The 18,095-nt window shown below is 50.5% G+C and carries 15 protein-coding genes; 10 read left to right on the top strand and 5 right to left on the bottom strand.

The window, feature by feature from the left end:
• Positions 1-22: 22 nt before the first annotated feature.
• Positions 23-583: a T9SS type A sorting domain-containing protein gene (locus tag B0I18_RS04470; protein ID WP_181358336.1), complete on the bottom strand. Its 561-nt coding sequence runs from the start codon at positions 581-583 to the stop codon at positions 23-25.
• The gene (locus tag B0I18_RS25025; RefSeq protein WP_181358335.1) at positions 492-1,658 is read right to left on the bottom strand and encodes a hypothetical protein; all 1,167 of its coding nucleotides are present in this window, start codon (positions 1,656-1,658) and stop codon (positions 492-494) included. The genes B0I18_RS04470 and B0I18_RS25025 overlap by 92 nt, the downstream gene beginning before the upstream one ends.
• Before the next feature lie 509 nt (positions 1,659-2,167).
• Here B0I18_RS25025 and uvrA point away from each other — a divergent pair.
• On the top strand, positions 2,168-4,990 hold the full coding sequence (gene uvrA, locus B0I18_RS04465; protein ID WP_106521433.1) for an excinuclease ABC subunit UvrA: 2,823 nt from the start codon (positions 2,168-2,170) through the stop codon (positions 4,988-4,990).
• A 134-nt stretch (positions 4,991-5,124) separates the two neighbouring features.
• Complete coding sequence (locus B0I18_RS04460) at positions 5,125-5,853, top strand: acyl-CoA desaturase (RefSeq protein ID WP_106521432.1); 729 nt, start codon at positions 5,125-5,127, stop codon at positions 5,851-5,853.
• Between the two features lie 199 nt (positions 5,854-6,052).
• Here the strand turns inward: B0I18_RS04460 and B0I18_RS04455 are convergent, their stop codons facing one another.
• The 3 genes from B0I18_RS04455 to B0I18_RS04445 all read right to left on the bottom strand — a co-directional run bounded on the left by B0I18_RS04455 (position 6,053) and on the right by B0I18_RS04445 (position 8,503).
• Positions 6,053-6,754, bottom strand: a complete 702-nt coding sequence (locus B0I18_RS04455) for a TIGR02117 family protein (RefSeq protein WP_106521431.1) — start codon at positions 6,752-6,754, stop codon at positions 6,053-6,055.
• A gap of 422 nt (positions 6,755-7,176) precedes the next feature.
• A complete protein-coding gene (locus B0I18_RS04450; protein ID WP_106521430.1) occupies positions 7,177-7,986 on the bottom strand; it encodes a hypothetical protein in 810 nt (269 codons plus the stop codon).
• 130 nt (positions 7,987-8,116) lie between these two features.
• Positions 8,117-8,503, bottom strand: a complete 387-nt coding sequence (locus tag B0I18_RS04445; protein WP_106521429.1) for a group III truncated hemoglobin — start codon at positions 8,501-8,503, stop codon at positions 8,117-8,119.
• Between the two features lie 280 nt (positions 8,504-8,783).
• Between B0I18_RS04445 and mraZ the strand changes: the two genes are divergently transcribed.
• Genes mraZ through B0I18_RS04405 form a run of 8 tightly spaced genes read left to right on the top strand, consistent with a single transcriptional unit; the run spans position 8,784 to position 18,085 of the window.
• Positions 8,784-9,248, top strand: coding sequence for a division/cell wall cluster transcriptional repressor MraZ (mraZ, locus tag B0I18_RS04440; RefSeq protein WP_106521428.1), 465 nt, complete (start codon positions 8,784-8,786; stop codon positions 9,246-9,248).
• A gap of 44 nt (positions 9,249-9,292) precedes the next feature.
• A complete protein-coding gene (rsmH, locus tag B0I18_RS04435; RefSeq protein ID WP_106521427.1) occupies positions 9,293-10,201 on the top strand; it encodes a 16S rRNA (cytosine(1402)-N(4))-methyltransferase RsmH in 909 nt (302 codons plus the stop codon).
• A gap of 18 nt (positions 10,202-10,219) precedes the next feature.
• Positions 10,220-10,624, top strand: a complete 405-nt coding sequence (locus B0I18_RS04430) for an FtsL-like putative cell division protein (protein ID WP_106521426.1) — start codon at positions 10,220-10,222, stop codon at positions 10,622-10,624.
• Positions 10,625-10,653: 29 nt separating this feature from the next.
• Positions 10,654-12,738 carry a penicillin-binding protein gene (locus tag B0I18_RS04425; RefSeq protein WP_106521425.1) on the top strand — a complete coding sequence of 695 codons (2,085 nt, stop codon included), beginning with the start codon at positions 10,654-10,656 and terminating at the stop codon, positions 12,736-12,738.
• 9 nt (positions 12,739-12,747) lie between these two features.
• The gene (locus B0I18_RS04420) at positions 12,748-14,211 is read left to right on the top strand and encodes a UDP-N-acetylmuramoyl-L-alanyl-D-glutamate--2,6-diaminopimelate ligase (protein ID WP_106521424.1); all 1,464 of its coding nucleotides are present in this window, start codon (positions 12,748-12,750) and stop codon (positions 14,209-14,211) included.
• 34 nt (positions 14,212-14,245) lie between these two features.
• Complete coding sequence (mraY, locus tag B0I18_RS04415; RefSeq protein ID WP_106521423.1) at positions 14,246-15,517, top strand: phospho-N-acetylmuramoyl-pentapeptide-transferase; 1,272 nt, start codon at positions 14,246-14,248, stop codon at positions 15,515-15,517.
• Between the two features lie 8 nt (positions 15,518-15,525).
• Positions 15,526-16,884, top strand: a complete 1,359-nt coding sequence (gene murD, locus B0I18_RS04410) for a UDP-N-acetylmuramoyl-L-alanine--D-glutamate ligase (protein WP_106521422.1) — start codon at positions 15,526-15,528, stop codon at positions 16,882-16,884.
• 28 nt (positions 16,885-16,912) lie between these two features.
• Entirely contained in the window at positions 16,913-18,085 is a 1,173-nt protein-coding gene (locus B0I18_RS04405) for an FtsW/RodA/SpoVE family cell cycle protein (protein ID WP_106521421.1), read from the top strand.
• The last annotated feature ends 10 nt before the right edge of the window (positions 18,086-18,095 follow it).

Here is an 18,095-nt window from a genome sequence, read left to right as displayed (position 1 = left end):
CACAGTATTTAGCAATTGGGGTTTACATTACTGCATTCCATGAGGGTATCGTTATCTTCTTCGTGCCGCTGCGACCATGCTCATCCTGCAATGCAACAAAATAGGTACCCGGGAGCCATGCCCCGGTATTGACTTCCTGCTTTTGCCGAAAACTGCTTTGAAATACCGGCTTGCCCCGGGAATCGGTGATGCGCAACTGGGATCTATTTTTATCGTTTGTCTTATTCCAAATAGTAAGCCGCCCCCGAGGTGGGTTTGGGAACAGCTCCCAAGCCAAAGGTTCCTTCAGTTTGTCTTTTATACCTACGGTTTCGGGGCCAAGCCGGGTAAGAAAAATATCAAGTTCCCCTTCTGAAGTTGCGGGAAACCCGGGGCTGGCAGGACCTGGTGTGGTTGGTTCATAGTACCTGCCTCCCGCCAATACGGTACCACCCGGCAGCGGATACAGCATATCGATCTGGTCTTCCTTATTGTTGCCAAAACTTCTTTGGTTAATAAAATTGCCCAGGCTGTCGGCATGTACCACCCAGGAGTCCGTCATGCCATAAGTAACCTCGATCATACCACCGATCCGGCTGCTCAAATTTTGCCCCCCCCATCCAGAAACTGCCGTCTGCAGCCCGGCAAAAAACCCTGGGGACCTGCCAACCGGGCCCGCCAAAGGTGCTCTCCCAAAGGATATGGGCCAGGCTGTCGATATGTACCAGCCAGAAATCAGCCCCATCGTCCAGAGGTACCCGGCGTTGTACATCGCCGTCGTGCGAATGCGTGCGGTTCATTATATAAAATCCTCCCTGACCATCCTCAAGTGCCTTAATCCCTTCAGGATCATAACCACCGCCATCGGCTGCCGTCCCCCCCAGGCAGCGGTGCCATTCCTTTTGGCCCATGCTGTCCAGCTTTACGATATACAGATCGCTCCCGCCTTTCATGCCCACAGCATCATGGTCTGTAGAAGTTGTAACCCCAAATACATAGCAACCACCGCCGGGGGAAATTTCGAGGTCACGTGGCAATTCAGGTCCCGTCCCACCCAATACCTTGCCCCATAATTTATCTCCATTATTATCGACACGCAGTATCCAGATATCGGCATCAAAACCGCTGCCATAGTGCAGGCCGACATCGCCATCGGTCGAATTGGTACCGGTGGCGATAAAAAAGCCGCCATCCGGTGTGGGTATAACTTTGCCTAATCCATCATCCCCGGTTCCACCATAGTATTTGGTCCACAGCAGGACTCCCGAAGCGCTTCTTCGCTCAATGGCGATATCATCACTCCGGCCCGTTATCTCTTTGTTACCGATAAAAATCGTATCACCATTGGCTTGCGGGAAATAATACTTTTGAACGAATGATGAACCTATTGGAGCACAATGATTACTAAGCATAATGGATCCTGCTGCGTTATAACGTCTATAAAAAACGTGCTCTACACCACCACCAGGACTTGGCCGTAAACATGCTGTATTAATATTTCCTGAAACGGAATTATTAAAAATCAATAAGCTGAAAGTACCATCATCATGAACAGTTACAAGATCGGAAAGAACATCCGTTTTATTCCCTCCTATACTTTCCATGGAAAGTTGTGCGCAACGCTGGGCAAGACTGGGGAAATAGGCTAGTAAAAACAGCACATACAGGATATATTTCATGGCAAACCAGTTAGCGTTAAAAAACAACAGATCGCTACCTTATTCATAAATATGCATAACATCAGAAAAAGAGTAGGATCATTTTGCTACAACTAAAATAGTAGCTATATTTTAGATTAAAAATAACATTTACATTAATTTATACAAATATTTTAACTTATTGGGAAAGAGCACATAATTACGCTACTGTAAAGATTTGCAAAAAGAAATCATGGATCATCCTACGATGGTTGGTCGATAACATGCTTCCAAACCTTTTACCTGAATCCCGGCTACCCGCAAACGGTAACGCGACCAGAACTCATGCAGATTAGCCCTATGGCCTCTACGAGCTCCGGCCGGCCATACATGATAAAGAAATAGATTTTTACGATAGCTTTAAGCCCGCCGATCGTCGTAAATGATGTAACTTTACGTCCGTTTTTGCGCAGCAGTTAGCGCCGTTCATCCGGTCTTCCTCTTTGCAGCGCGAAACGCTTCACCCATACTCAATACAGAGGTGCATACAGATGTCGACCATAAAAACACCCCCGAAAAAAAGATCAAAAGCCGCAGCCCCCACACCCGAACAGGATGCCATCATCATCCAGGGCGCAAGGATGCATAACCTGAAAAATATAACGGTTGCCATTCCCCGTAATAAACTGGTGGTGGTAACCGGCGTATCCGGTTCCGGCAAATCGTCGCTGACCATGGATACCCTCTTTGCCGAAGGACAAAGACGCTATGCAGAAAGCCTCAGTGCTTATGCCCGCCAGTTCCTGATGCGCATGGATAAACCCGACGTAGACTTTATTAAAGGCATATGCCCGGCTATTGCCATCGAACAAAAAGTAACCACGCGCACGCCCCGCTCGACCGTAGGCTCTATGACCGAGCTGCAGGACTACCTGCGCCTGCTCTTCGCCCGTGTGGGCAAAACCTATTCGCCCATATCCGGCAAAGAAGTGAAGAAGGATGATGTAACCGATGTGGTGGATTTTATAAAAACCCTGCCGGAAGGCACCAAGGTGCAGATCCTGGTTCCCTTCCGCACCCTGAGCGGCCGCAGCATTGCAGAGGAGCTGAATGTACTGTTGCAGAAAGGCTTTTCGAGGGTGTATGCCGTAGAGAAAAAACAAGGCGCCGTATTGCGCATCGAAGACCTGATCGAAGATGAAACGCAGATACCCGGCGCTAAAGCCCAGGTATACCTGCTGATCGACCGTATCGTGGCCAAGGCGGATTTTGATGAAGATGACATTCACCGTATCGCCGACAGTGTGCAGACGGCCTTCTACGAAAGCGACGGCGCCTGCCTGCTCGAAACGGATGGTAATAAGATTCATACCTTCAACAACCGCTTCGAGGCCGATGGCATGAGCTTCGAAGAACCTACGCCCAACCTCTTTTCGTTCAACAACCCTTACGGCGCATGCCCCGTATGCGAAGGCTTCGGCCAGGTACTGGGTATCGACGAAGACCTGGTGATCCCGGATAAAAGACTGAGTGTTTATGAAGATGCCGTGGTACCCTGGAAAGGAGAAAAGATGTCGGAATGGAAGGCGGCCTTTATCCGGGCCGAAGGCCCCAAAGGCTTCCCGATACACAAGCCCGTGCTGGAACTGAGCAAAGAACAGGAATCCGTGTTGCAGCGCTGGATCGACGACTTCTTTAAAATGGTGGAAGAGAACCTGTACAAGATCCAGTACCGCGTTATGCAGGCCCGCTACCGCGGCCGTACCAAATGCCCGACCTGCAGGGGTACCCGCCTGCGGCCCGATGCCTTGTATGTAAAGGTAAACAGCGCCGACATCGCGGCACTTACCGACCTGCCGGTAAGCGATCTCAATGCCTGGTTCGAATCGATTAAGCTATCGGCGCAACAAAGCGCTATTGCCCAACGTATCCTGGTAGAGATCAACCAACGCCTGAAAACATTGCTGGACGTGGGCCTGGGCTACCTTACCCTTAACCGCCTGGCCAATTCCCTGTCGGGTGGTGAAAGCCAGCGTATACAGCTGACCAAATTCCTCGGTAGCAACCTTACCGACTCGCTTTATATACTCGACGAACCGAGCATAGGCCTGCATCCCCGCGATACGGCACGCCTGATCCATGTACTCAAAAACCTGCGCGACCTGAACAATACGGTAGTGGTGGTAGAGCACGATGAAATGATGATGCAGGAAGCCGATTATATTATCGACATGGGGCCACTGGCCTCACACCTGGGTGGCGAGGTGATTGCCGCCGGCACCTATAAAGAGATATTGAAAGCGCCTGCAAGCCTTACTGGACAATACCTTTCGGGCGCCTTACAGGTTACCTCCGGCCAAAGCGGCATACCGGCTAAACGTAAGGCCATCAATTATATTACCATCGAAGGCGCCCGCCAGCACAACCTTAAAGATATTACTGTATCGTTCCCGCTCAACATGCTTTGCGTGGTTACGGGGGTAAGCGGTTCGGGCAAGACCACACTGGTCAAACAAACGCTGTATCCTGCGCTGCAAAAGCACCTGGGCGAAACGACCGACAGGCCGGGCACGCACAAAGCCTTGAGCGGCGATCTTAAAATGATCCAGCAGGTGGAAATGGTCGATCAAAATCCCATTGGCAAATCATCGCGCAGCAACCCCGTTACTTATATTAAAGCCTACGACGAGATCCGCAACCTGTTTGCCAAACAACGGATCGCCAAAATGCGCGGCTTCCAGCCCAAGCATTTTTCGTTTAACGTAGATGGCGGCCGCTGCGATACCTGTAAAGGCGAAGGCGAAGTGGTTGTTGAAATGCAGTTCCTGGCCGATGTACACCTGGTATGCGAAAGCTGCAAGGGCAAACGCTTTAAGGACGAAGTGCTGGAAGTAACCTACCGGGAGAAGAACATACACGATGTGCTGGAAATGAGCGTGGATGAAGCCATCGCTTTCTTTGACGATGAAAAGGCCCTGGCACAACGCCTGCAGCCGCTGAGCGATGTAGGCCTGGGTTATGTAAAGCTGGGACAGTCGAGCAATACCCTTAGCGGCGGTGAAGCGCAGCGTGTAAAACTCGCCTCCTTCCTGGGCCGCGGCAATACGAAGGAGAAGATCCTCTTTATATTCGACGAACCCACAACCGGCCTACATTTCCACGATATCAACAAACTGCTGCGCTCCTTCCACGCCCTGATCGAACAGGGACATTCCATTATCGTGATCGAGCACAATACCGATGTGATCCGAAATGCCGACTGGCTGATCGATATCGGCCCCGAAGGCGGCGCCGGCGGCGGCCAGCTCTTATACAGCGGTCAGCCCGACGGACTAAAAAAGGTAAAAGAAAGCTATACTGCGGAGTACCTCTGAGTACCAGGCCCGGTAGCCATATAATTTGAAATATAATAAACGAAGGAATCGGTTATAAACGATAACTTTGCGCCGACTGCCAACAGCTCTGAACGGCTTCAGAGCTGTTGTTTTTTTATCGCTTAATATTTGTAATGCCCATTTTAATTTTTTTTGTAGCACACTGGTTCTTATCTCTTTTCGGCCAAACGTTTTTCCTGCATCGTTACGGCTCCCATAAAATGTTTACCATGAGTAAATTCTGGGAACGTTTTTTCTACCTGTTCACCTTTGTTACACAAGGCTCTTCGTTCCTGAACCCGCGTGCGTATGCCATCATGCACCGTATGCACCATGCCTACAGCGATACCGAGCAGGACCCGCATTCCCCGCATTTTTTCAAAGATGTATGGCATATGACCATGCATACTAAAGATATTTACCTCAATTACGCCAAGTATAATGTACAGCCCGAAAAGGCCTTCCAGGGCAATTATCCCGAATGGAAGATCATGGATAAGATCAGCGATATGTGGTCGGTGCGCATCTTGTTTATGCTGGGTTATATTGCCTTTTATATCGCTTTCGCTTCGTCCTGGTGGATGTTCCTCCTGCTGCCGGTACACTTCTTTATGGGACCGGTGCATGGCGCTATCGTAAACTGGTGCGGCCACAAATACGGCTATTCCAGTTTCGATAACCAGGACCACAGTAAAAACAGCCTGCCGATCGATTTCCTGATGATGGGCGAACTGATGCAGAACAACCATCACAAAAGTCCCAACAGCGTGAACTTTGCCAAGAAGTGGTACGAGTTCGATCCTTCTTATGTCGTGATCTTCGCACTGCATCACCTTAAAGTGATCCGGCTCCGGAAGTCGTAAACATAAATAAGCCAACGATACGCAATAGACCCGCGGGCCGCCTCTTGAAGAGGCGGCCCGTTTTGTTTTGAACCATCGCATGCTTTACCCCTGATTAAATATACGCCGTAGCCGCGCCACCGCCCGCCTACGGCGCTGGCCTAACCACTATTTCAACTTTTACGATCAACATAAAGGCCCTTTTTCGAAAGGGCCTTTATTATCGCTCCCGGTACTGGTAAAAAATACCCTTATCGATGGGCGTCCATAAACAGGCACGCTGATCGCAGGCCTTGAGCGCATTGTTGGCCCAGGTGTTACAGGTATGAAACAGGTCGTATACGCCCTTGGCCTCATAAAAAGCGTCATCATCCCCATACCCGTCATTTGCCGTAGCAATGGCTATAAACTTCCCCCGGTCATCCTTGCAGAAACTCCCCTCCAGATACGCCACCAGCTTACCGTACTGCGTTGCGCTGATCCGGATCTCCTTACAAGAGGCGCCGGTAGACATGGTTTTATAAAAGGTAGTGTGCATCGCCGTAGAACCCAGGTGGAACATGGCTTTGAAGGCCACGCTGAATTTCAGATCGGACCATTCGGGGGTTTGCAGGTAAAAGCCCTTATCGCCCCAGCCAAAGGCAATATAGGCCATAGCCGTATCGCCCGAGCCGGTATTTGTAAAAGGAATATCCGGCCGCCAGTCCTTAATCGCATTACGAACGGGCGTTACGATATCGGTGTGCACACCATTCGTCCGTATATATATGGAGACCGCCGTATCGCCGGCAGGCGCCGCATGCCGGTTTACGGGCACACGCGACAGCAACCAGGCTGCGCCGATATAGAGGAGCACGAGGCCGGTAAGGGAACCGAGCACATAAGCCGTAAAACGGGCCGTTTTTTTCAGGTATTTTTTCATGGGATAAAGGGATGGGTGTTTTTACTTTATCCGGTTTTATACCGATAGGAAACCCGCTGCAGTTTCTAAATTATTTACAAAAAAAGACGGCCTTCCGGCCGTCTGTACAATCGAAAACAAAAAACAAAAAAACGACTTTAGTATGCTCACCATCCTGCCGGTCTATCGCCGGGCAGGCTGATTATGTTATCGGGAGATCTGGGGCCGGCAGGCTATTTTACAGGAGCAGCGGAAAAGCAGGCGCCTTACTGGATTGATTGACTACGGGCCTATATTCTTAAAGACGATCGAAAGAAATCCGGGGTTGGGCCATAACCGTCAATTACATAAACTATACGTAAGCGACTGTATTTAAACCCGGTGATTTTAAAAAAAAGTACAACCCGGTTAAGGCTGTACTTTCCCGGCATATACTCCGGCTATTAATAAGTATTCCACCAGCCGCGCTCCTGCCATGCCCAGGAAAACGGCATGATCAACAGGGAAATGGAAAGCTGTTGTTTCCCGATCAGGGAACTTTTCACATCATAACCGGTAAAGCCGGACAGGCTGTTCTTGCTGTCGTAAAAAGGCAGGTAGCCCAGCGCGTATTGTGCACGCAGCTTAAAACAGATCCCGGCAAAAATGCCCACTTCGGCTTTTACAAAAGGCGCAGCGCCAAAACCGAAACCGGCATTGTCGAAGTCGGCCGTCATAGCGGCCACAGGCAGTACACCTGCACCGAAGGTGGTACCAAACCGTACATTTTTACGCAGGAAGGCATCGTTACCGAATTTAAAATCGGCGCTTATCGGCAAACCCATCTGGAGAGAGACACCGGAGATCGGCAGTTCGTTGAAATCATAATACACCCTTCCTTCCCCATCGGTCAGCTTGTTCCGGAACGAAGGACTTTTATAATCCCAGGTAAACATGTTGTAGTTGTAACCGATGCCGAGGGCCAGCATACAACGGTTGCTCAGCTGCTTTAAGGGGATCGATGTGCCGACCACTACGCCAAAACCAGCGGTGGAAGTTACATCCTGGCTAAAGGAAGTATCGAGGTTATTGCCCCCGTTATTCCAATTGTTGGAACTCTTGTAGGTAGCCATACCAACGGCATAACTATATCCCATTTCATAACGCTGGAGCACGCCCGGCAATTGGAACCATTGCGCGCCGGCATCCTGCAACAGGCAGGTCAGGATAATACCCAGGCACAAGGTCTTGAATTTGATTCTTTTGAAGTTCATAACTTTTTTCAGGGGGATTTTAGGGCCGCGAAAATAAAAGAAAAGTTAATGAAGTCAAAAGAAAAACATAAAATTAATAGAGCCAATTATATAAACGGTAGCTATATGCCTGCTAACGGTCTGCAGCGGCTCAGGCCAGGGGCCGGAATTGCCCGTGTTCCTTCAGGTAATTGATCTTGGCGAGAAACATAACCGCCATTTTTGCGGCCCTGGCTTTGGCATCATCGGCGATATCCCCTTCAAAATGCCGGTCTGCCGTTTGATCGAACAGTTGCAGCCAGCGATCGAAATGACGCTGCTCCAGCGGCAGCCGCGCATGCGGCATAAAGGGCGCCCCCGAATACGTATGGTTCCCCAGCAGCACCGTTTCCCAGAAGCTGTACATCTTTTCCAGATGATAGGACCAGCGGTCGCCGATCACACCATTAAAGATCGGCCCCAGTAATTCATCCCCGCGAATAGCGGTATAAAACTCGTTTACCAGCAATTCGATATCCTCCCGGTTCCTGATATCCATATTTTTCCTGATTTAAAATTGCATAAAAAAATCACAAAATCCGCATTACAAACAAGTTGCCCACAGCAACAAAGCAACAAATCACACTCAAAACAAAGATATCCACAACAACAAACAACTTATCCACACACTTTTAGACCACAAAGATAAAAAATTGCGCAAAGCCGCGACAGCATTGCATCTAAGACAAAATAATATGTGGAAAAAATATTCAATACTACGCCGTGGTAATTTGTGGGAAATTGTGTTATTTTGTGGAAAGTTTTGGTAAAACCCAGCAATGACAGGCTTTTTAGGGGAATATGAAGTAGCAATGGACGCCAAAGGTCGCTTCCTGATGCCCGCCGGATTTCGCAAGCAATTGCCGGAAGAAGGTGAATTGCGCTTTATTGTCAGCCGCGGCCTGGAGAACTTTCTCACATTATATACTATGCAGGACTGGGAACAGTTTACCGCAAAGCTTTCCAAACTAAATGAATTGAATACCAAGGCCGCCCGGGTAAAAAGATTGTTGATGGGCGGCGCAACTATAGTGGAGCTGGACAGTGCCGGACGTATGCTGCTACCGAAATCGCTACAGGAGTATGCAGGCATGAAAAAGGATCTCGTATTCTCGGCGCAGGGTAACAAAGTTGAAATTTGGGATAAAGATACTTATTACGATTACATCAAGCAACATAGCGAAGGGCTCAGCGACCTGGCAGACGAGGTATTCGGAGGAAGTTTTATGGACCCTTTTCAATAACAATGATTCATTCCCGCCGCTAACGGCAATATATATAAGTACCCATGAGTAACCCGTCCACCTACCACCGTTCCGTACTCCTGCACGAAGCCGTAGATGCCCTGAACATCAGGGATAACGGCGTGTATGTGGACGGCACCTTCGGCGGCGGCGGGCACAGCCGCGAAATCCTGAAACGGTTGGGCAAAAAAGGAAAACTGATCGTTTTCGATCATGATAAAGACGCCTGGCAAAACCTGCCGGATGATAAGCGTATTATCCTGGTAAAGGAAAACTTCCGCTACCTGAAACGCTTCCTGAGATTACACGGATCTCCCAGGGTAGACGGTATACTCGTCGATCTTGGGGTTAGCTCTTTCCAGTTCGACACAGCCGACAGGGGTTTTTCGATCCGCTTCGATGCACCGCTCGATATGCGTATGGACGAACGCGCCGACTTTACCGCTACCGACCTGGTACGCGACTATTCGGAAGAGCAGCTGCACCGCATCCTGGAGCAATACGGCGAAGTAAGAAATGCACGTACCCTGGCAAAGACTATCGTCGATGGACGAAAGAAAATGTCGGTACAGACCATACAGAGTTTTAAAGATCTGATCGGCGATTGCATTAAAGGCAATCCCAACCGCTACCTGGCACAGGTGTTCCAGGCTTTACGCATAGAAGTAAACGACGAGATGGGCGTACTGCAGGACTTCCTGCAACAGACCATAGCCTGTCTCAACCCGGGCGGGCGCCTGGCCGTAATCACCTTCCACTCGCTGGAAGACCGCATGGTAAAGCAGTTTATGAAACGCGGCACCTTCGAAACCGAACAGCAGACCGATCCTTTTGGCCGCAGTCTTTTCGAAAACCCTTTGAAGGCGCTTAAAGATATCGTGCCTACAGAAGAAGAAATTAATGAAAACCCAAGGTCGCGCAGTGCAAGACTGAGGGTGGCCGAAAAAATATAAAAGAAACAGCAGCAGATCATGCCGGCAACAAGCAATACAGAGGAGATCGCAGTACCCGCACCGGAACAACCGGCGCCCGAGAGTGCTGCGGCGGCGCGGCAGAGCAGCTGGAAAGATGTGATAGAGCGGATCTCGTACCAGGGTATCGTGCGCAACACGCCGTACCTCATGTTCGTAACGCTGCTTTGTATCCTGTATATCACGAACAACAACAGGGCCATTTCGCTGACCCGCAGTATCAACGATAAAACAAAAGAACTAAAGGAGCTGCGCTGGCGGTATATGGATATACAGTCGCGGCTGATGTACCAGACCTCCGAAACCCAACTGGTACCTAAAGCAGCAGAACTGGGCCTTAAACCGCTCGACAAACCGGCCTTCGAAATAAAAGTAACCGCGCCGGCTCCGGCAACCGAAGATTAATATATACACCTGGCACGATCAAGAGAGAGATGGATGTAAAACGCGACATACGATTCAGGGTTTACCTTTCCTTTACCGGTATAGTTATACTGGCAGTGGCTATTATTGTAAAAGCCCTGACCATACAGGTAAACGAAGGCGAGTCCCTGCGCGCCCAGGCAGAGAAAGCCCATACCAAAGAAGAAAAATTATTTCCCGAACGCGGCAATATCTATTCCGAAGACGGTACCCTGTTATCGTCCACCATACCGCAGTTCGACCTGCGCGTGGATTTTAAAGCGATCAATAAAGATACCTTCCGGCAATATGTAGATACGCTGGCCACCTGTATGTCCCGGCTTTTTGCAGATGCCTCGGCCGATGATTACCGGCAGCAGCTTAAGAACGCCTACAAACGCGGCGACCGCTACTGGCTGCTCAGGAAGAACGCACCGTATTACGAATACCAGGCGGTGCGCAACTTCCCGCTGCTGAGTAAAGGAAAAAACAAAGGCGGTTTTATCGCCGAACCCCGGTCCCGCAGGGTAAACCCCTATGGCATGCTGGCCTACCGTACGGTGGGCTTGTTCCGTGAAAATGCGGACAACATCGGCCTGGAGAAAAAATATGATTCGGTCCTCTGCGGTAAGCAGGGGCGTCGTATTATCCGCAAAACCACAGGCGGCACCTGGATGCCTATCGAAGGCTCGGAGGTAGACCCGATCAACGGCCAGGATATCGTAACGACACTCGACATCAATATCCAGGACATAACCGAACATGCCCTGCTCGATGTGCTGACCAAAAACAATTGCCAGTACGGCACCGCCATCGTAATGGAGGTAAAAACTGGCAAGATCAGGGCGCTGGCCAACCTGGGCCGCCAGTCGGATGGCAGCTACTGGGAAGACTTTAACTACGCCATGATCCCAACGGAGCCCGGCTCCACCTTTAAGCTGATGTCGCTGTACTCGCTGCTGGAAGACGGTTACGTAACCATCAACGATAATGTAAATGCACAGGGCGGTGTAGCCGTATTCGGTAACCAGCGCGTGGTGGACGACCACGGCGGCCTGGGCCTGATCTCGATCAAGAAAGCCTTTGCCCAATCGTCGAACGTGGCCTTTGCCAAACTGGTGAACCAATACTACTTCAACGACCCGATGAAGTATATCCGTCACCTGCAAAAGCTGAAGCTGAATATCAAAACCGGCATAGACCTTACCGGCGAGCGCAGCCCGCGGATCAAGACCACCTCGAGCAGCGACTGGAACAAAGTAACCTCGCTGCCCTGGATCGGTTACGGCTACGAAAGCCTGATCACGCCGCTGCACACCTGCATGGTGTACAATGCGGTAGCCAATAACGGCCGTATGATGAAGCCTTACCTGGTAAGCGCAATCAGGGAGTACGGTCTAAATGTAAAAGAATTCAAACCCACCGTGCTGGTCGACAGCATCGGCAAACGCAGCACCGTAGCGCAGATGCAGCAGGCCATGCGCGCCGTGGTGGAAGAAGGCACCGCAAGGGGTATCAAGTCGCCTTATTATACCGCTGCCGGTAAAACCGGTACGGCACAGGTAGCCGATAAGGGCATCTCCTATGCCGATGGCGTACGCCAGGGATCGTTCGTAGGTTATTTTCCCTATGAAAACCCGCAGTATACCATTGCCGTAGTGGTGCGCTCCACCCCGCACGGTTCTTACTATGGCGCCGTGGTAGGCGCACCGGTATTCAAAGCTATTGCCGACAAGCTGTATGCCGCACATATCGGCGGCTGGCGCGTTCCGGCCGATTCGCTGGTTAAGGAGAAAAGGATCGTAGCCAAAAAAGCGGCCAGCGAAAATCTGGTGACCGTAATGCGTAATATGGGCATGCCCGCCCCGGCCGAAAACTGGCGGGGCATCGCGTATCTCCAACCCGATTCATCGGGCCGTTATGCGTTACGCAAAGTTGAAACATCTAAAAGTTATGTGCCCGACGTAAGCGGCATGGGCCTGCGCGACGCCTTATACATCCTTGAAAATACAGGATTGCAGGTGAGCGTAAGCGGCAACGGCAAGGTGGTTACCCAATCACTGCAGGCCGGCAACAAGGTAATTAAAGGACAACATATACATATACAGTTAGGATAAGCGCACAATATGGCAACGATTAAACAACTTATTGCAACCATCAACACCCTGCATATCGCCGGCAACAGCGATACGGAGGTAAGCGCGCTTATCCTCGACTCCCGTAAGGCACAGCCGGGCTGCCTCTTCTTTGCACAGAAAGGCACCCTTACCGATGGACATAAATATATAGACCAGGTGATCGCTGCCGGTGCAATAGCCGTGGTATGCGAAGACCTGCCAGCCACGCTTTCCGAACAGGTATCTTATATCCAGGTAAAGGAAGTAGCCGCAGTGACCGGTATCGTTGCCGCCACCTTTTATGGCAACCCCAGCCGTAATATGACCGTGGTGGGGGTAACCGGCACCAATGGCAAGACCACCGTGGCTACGCTGAGTTATAAACTGTTCCAGGGCCTGGGTTATCATTGCGGCCTGATCTCTACCGTGCAGAACCATATCGGCGAGCAGGTAGTGCCCGCCACGCATACCACACCCGACCCGATAAGCCTGCAGGCCCTGTTCCGCCAGATGGCCGACGATGGCTGCAGTCACGTGTTTATGGAAGTGAGCTCCCATGCCATCCACCAGCACCGCATTGCCGGCATCGCATTCGACGGTGGCCTGTTTACCAATATTACCCACGACCATCTTGATTACCACAAGACGTTCGACGAATACATCAGTGTCAAAAAATCGTTTTTCGACAACCTGCCCAAAACAGCATTTGCCATTACCAATGTAGATGATAAAAGAGGCATGGTGATGCTGCAGAATACCAAAGCCACGCAGAAGACCTATTCCCTGCGCGTGCCTTCCGACTTTAAAGGCAAGGTGCTGGAGAATAACCTCGACGGGCTGCATATGACCATCGACAAACAGGATGTACACTTCAGGCTGAGCGGCCTGTTTAATGCCTACAACCTGCTGGCGGTATATGGCGCCGCGGTATGCCTGGGCGAAGATAAAATGCAGGTACTGGCTTTGCTCAGCAATATGCAGGGCGCCCCGGGCCGGTTCGAAACCTACCGGTCGGCCCACGAACGCATACTGGGTATCGTGGACTACGCCCATACGCCGGATGCGCTGCTCAATGTACTCGCTACGATCAAACAGTTTGGATCGGCCGGCCAGATCATTACGGTAATAGGTTGCGGCGGCGACCGCGACAAGACCAAAAGGCCGCTAATGGCCGAGGTAGCCTGCGAGCACAGCAGCAAAGTGATCCTGACCTCCGATAACCCGCGGAGCGAAGATCCGGAAGCGATATTGAACGATATGGAATCGGGACTAAGCTATTCTTATAAGAAAAAGGTACTCCGGATCACCGACCGCAGGGAGGCTATAAAGACCGCCTGCTCGCTGGCCCAGCCCGACGATGTGTTGCTGATCGCCGGCAAAGGACATGAAACGTACCAGGAGGTAAAAGGCGTGCGGCACCATTTCGACGACAAAGAAGTACTGCAGGAGATGTTTACCCTTTTAGAAAAATAAAATACCGTATTCAAAAAGTAATTAAAGACCAGACATGTTATACTATTTATTCAAATACCTACGGGAAGAATTCGGGTTATCCGGCGCAGGGCTGTTTCAATACATCACCTTCCGCGCTGCCGTTGCCGTAGTATTGTCGCTGGTCATTACTTTAGTTTTCGGCAAAAGGCTGATCCGTTTCCTGCAACGCAAACAGATCGGTGAAACCATACGCGACCTGGGTCTGCAGGGCGAAGAAACCAAACGCGGTACTCCCACCATGGGCGGACTCATTATCATCGCAGGTATCATTATCCCTACCCTGCTCTTTGCGCGCATTACGAACGTATACATCGTCATGATGCTGCTGTCTACCGTATGGCTGGGACTGATCGGTTTTCTCGATGATTATATTAAAGTATTCCGGAAGAATAAAGAAGGCCTGGCCGGCCGTTTTAAAATACTGGGCCAGGTAGGCCTGGGTATCATTATCGGCTTTACCATGTACTACAACCAGCATGTGGTAACCACCCGCGAGATCCGCGAAGGCCAGCCGGTACTCTATAACGACGCGGAAAAGCTGGCTTCGGAGCCTTATACCCGCGTGGATGAAAACGGCAATGTGCATACCTATGTACAGGTACAGGCCGCGGTAACCACCGTACCCTTTACCAAAAACCATGAGCTGAGTTATGCCAAGATCGCTTCCATATTCGGCGAAAAAGCAGTGGGCTGGCTTACGCCAACCATATATATCCTGTTCGTGATCCTGGTCATCACCGCCATATCCAACGGGGTCAATATAACCGATGGTATCGACGGGCTGGCCACCGGCACCTCGGCCATAGCGGGCCTGGCTTTCGGCGTGTTTGCCTATGTATCGGGTAACTACATTTTTGCGAGTTACCTCAATATCATGCACATTCCCAACCTGGGCGAGCTGTCCATATTTATCGGGGCCTTTGTTGGGGCCTGTATCGGTTTCCTGTGGTACAACTCTTACCCGGCGCAGGTTTTCATGGGCGACACCGGCAGCCTGGCACTGGGCGGTATCATTGCCTCGCTGGCTATCATCATACGTAAAGAATTACTGATACCCATCATCTGCGGCATTTTCATCGTCGAAAACCTGTCGGTAATGATCCAGGTCAGTTATTTTAAATATACCAAGAAGAAGTATGGCGAAGGCCGCCGCATCTTTAAGATGTCGCCGCTGCATCACCACTACCAGAAGCTGGGCTATCATGAAAGCAAGATCGTAACCCGTTTCTGGATCATTGGCATCATGCTGGTCGTATTAAGTATCGTTTCGCTGAAAGTACAATAAGAGGATACATGGAAAGAGTATATAACAATATCGTAGTACTGGGCGCAGGAGAAAGCGGCAACGGTGCGGCCATACTGGCCCGGCGAAAGGGATACGCGGTTTTTGTGTCGGACAATGGTCCCATAAAGCCGCACTATAAACAGGAACTGGAGGAAGAAGGCATCGGATACGAAGAGAACGGGCATACGGCCGACCGCATTATGGCAGCCGACCTGGTGATCAAAAGCCCGGGTATACCGGAAAAAGTGCAGCTGATCAAAAACCTGAGGGCTGCGGGCAAAGAGATCATCAGCGAGATCGAATGGGCCTACCGTTTTAAAGGCGACAGCAGGATTGTAGCGATAACGGGCAGTAACGGTAAAAGTACCACCACCAGCCTTTTGTATTACCTGCTGCACAATGCGGGACTCGATGTATCGATGGTCGGCAATATCGGGATCAGTTTTGCCAAGCAGGTGGCCCTGTCGCCCACAGCCTGGTATGTGATCGAGGTAAGCAGTTTCCAGCTGGACGACATTACTTCTTTCAGGGCCGAGATCGGGGTATTGCTGAATATTACGCCCGACCACCTCGACCGTTACGAGTACAAGTTTGAAAATTATATAAAATCGAAATTCAGGATTGCTGCCTTCCAGACGGAAAACGACATGCTGATCCTCAATATAGACGACCCGGAGATTACCAGATACTTAGCACATAACCATATTAAACCGAAAATAATCAGCATTACGATGAGCGAACAAAACTTACCCCAGGATGAAGGTGCATTTATGAAAGACGAAGACATGCACATTAAGTACGAAGGCGACGACATGAAACTGTCTATTCACGACCTGGCATTAAAAGGCAAGCACAATCAATATAACTCCATGGCGGCAGGTATTTCAGCAAGGGCAGCAGGCATCCGTAAAGAAAAGATCCGGGAAAGTTTCTCCACATTCGAAGGCCTCGAGCACCGGCTCGAATTTGTAGCGACCGTACGTGGTGTTGATTTTATCAATGACAGCAAGGGTACCAATCTCAATTCGGTATGGTTTGCACTCGAAAGCATGAAACAGCCGGTAGTACTGATCCTCGGCGGACAGGACAAAGGCAACGATTATAACGAGATCATGGACCTGGTACAGGAAAAGGTAAGAGCGATCGTATGTATGGGTATCGACAATGCGCCGATCCACAAGGCATTCGAAAACGTGATCAAACATATTGTAGATACACAGAGCGCCAAAGATGCCGTAAACGCGGCTTATTCGCTGGCAGAAAAAGGAGATGTGGTATTGCTGTCGCCGGGTTGCGCCAGCTTCGACCTGTTCAAAAACTACGAAGACCGCGGCACTCAGTTCAAGCAGGCGGTACGCGAACTGTAAGTAATTTTTTTAAAATTCAGATATTATCATGCAACAGCTATTACAGAGGGTAAAGGGAGATAAGGTGATCTGGTCGGTAGTGATCTTACTATCGCTCCTGAGCCTGCTCGCCGTATACTCTGCTACGGGCTCGCTGGCCTGGCGCATGGATAAAAGCTCCGGCTTTTACATGGTCAAGCAGCTTGGCGTACTGATCGCGGGCATCGGCATCATCTTCGTCGTACACCGGGTCAACTATACCAAGTTTAAACGGTTCTCCGTGCTGTTGTTCCTGGTTTGTATCCCCTTGCTGATCTACACCCTGTTCTTCGGTACCTCGCTCAACGAGGGCTCCCGCTGGATCAAGCTGCCGATCATCAACCTTACCTTCCAGACCTCGGACCTGGCGCGCCTGGCAATCTTTATGTTCCTGGCACGGCAATTGAGTATAAAGCAGAAAGTGATCAAGGATTTCAAGAAGGGCTTTTTGCCGGTACTGGTACCCGTACTCATTATCTGCGGCCTCATTGCCCCGGCCAACCTGTCTACGGCCTTGTTGCTGGGCCTTACCTGCTGTATCCTGTTCTTTATTGGCAGGGTCGATGTAAAGCATATTATGTTGCTTGCCGCAGTAGGTCTTGCAGGCGTGGTGATGCTCTTCCTGGTATCGAAGGCGCTGGGCATAGGCCGTGGCGCTACCTGGGAGAAACGTATCGAGAACTATATGGGCAAGGGTTCGGACGATAAGGATGCAGACAGCAATTACCAGAGTACCCAGGCTAAGATTGCCATAGCCAGTGGCGGCCTTACCGGCCGCGGCCCGGGCAAAAGCTGGGCGCGCGACTTTTTACCGCACCCCTATTCCGACTTTATCTTCGCGATCATTATCGAAGAGTACGGTATTATAGGGGCAACGATATTAATAGGGGTATACCTGCTCTTTCTTTGGCGCAGTATCCTCATCTTCAGGCGATGTCCCTATGCGTTCGGAGCCTTCCTGGCAGTGGGGCTCAGCTTTACCCTGGTATTCCAGGCGCTGATGAATATGGCGGTAAATGTACACCTGGTACCCGTTACCGGTCTTACGCTGCCCCTTGTGAGTATGGGTGGTTCCTCGATCTGGTTCAACAGCGTGGCCATCGGTATTATACTGAGTGTAAGCCGTTATGTAGATGAGATGGAGGGTACCGATAAATTAAGAGCACAACAGATTAAAGCATAAAACGATTTAT

The organism is Taibaiella chishuiensis (assembly GCF_003014535.1).
GTDB classification, from domain to species: domain Bacteria; phylum Bacteroidota; class Bacteroidia; order Chitinophagales; family Chitinophagaceae; genus Taibaiella; species Taibaiella chishuiensis.
This window is presented reverse-complemented; position numbering and strand designations above follow the sequence as displayed.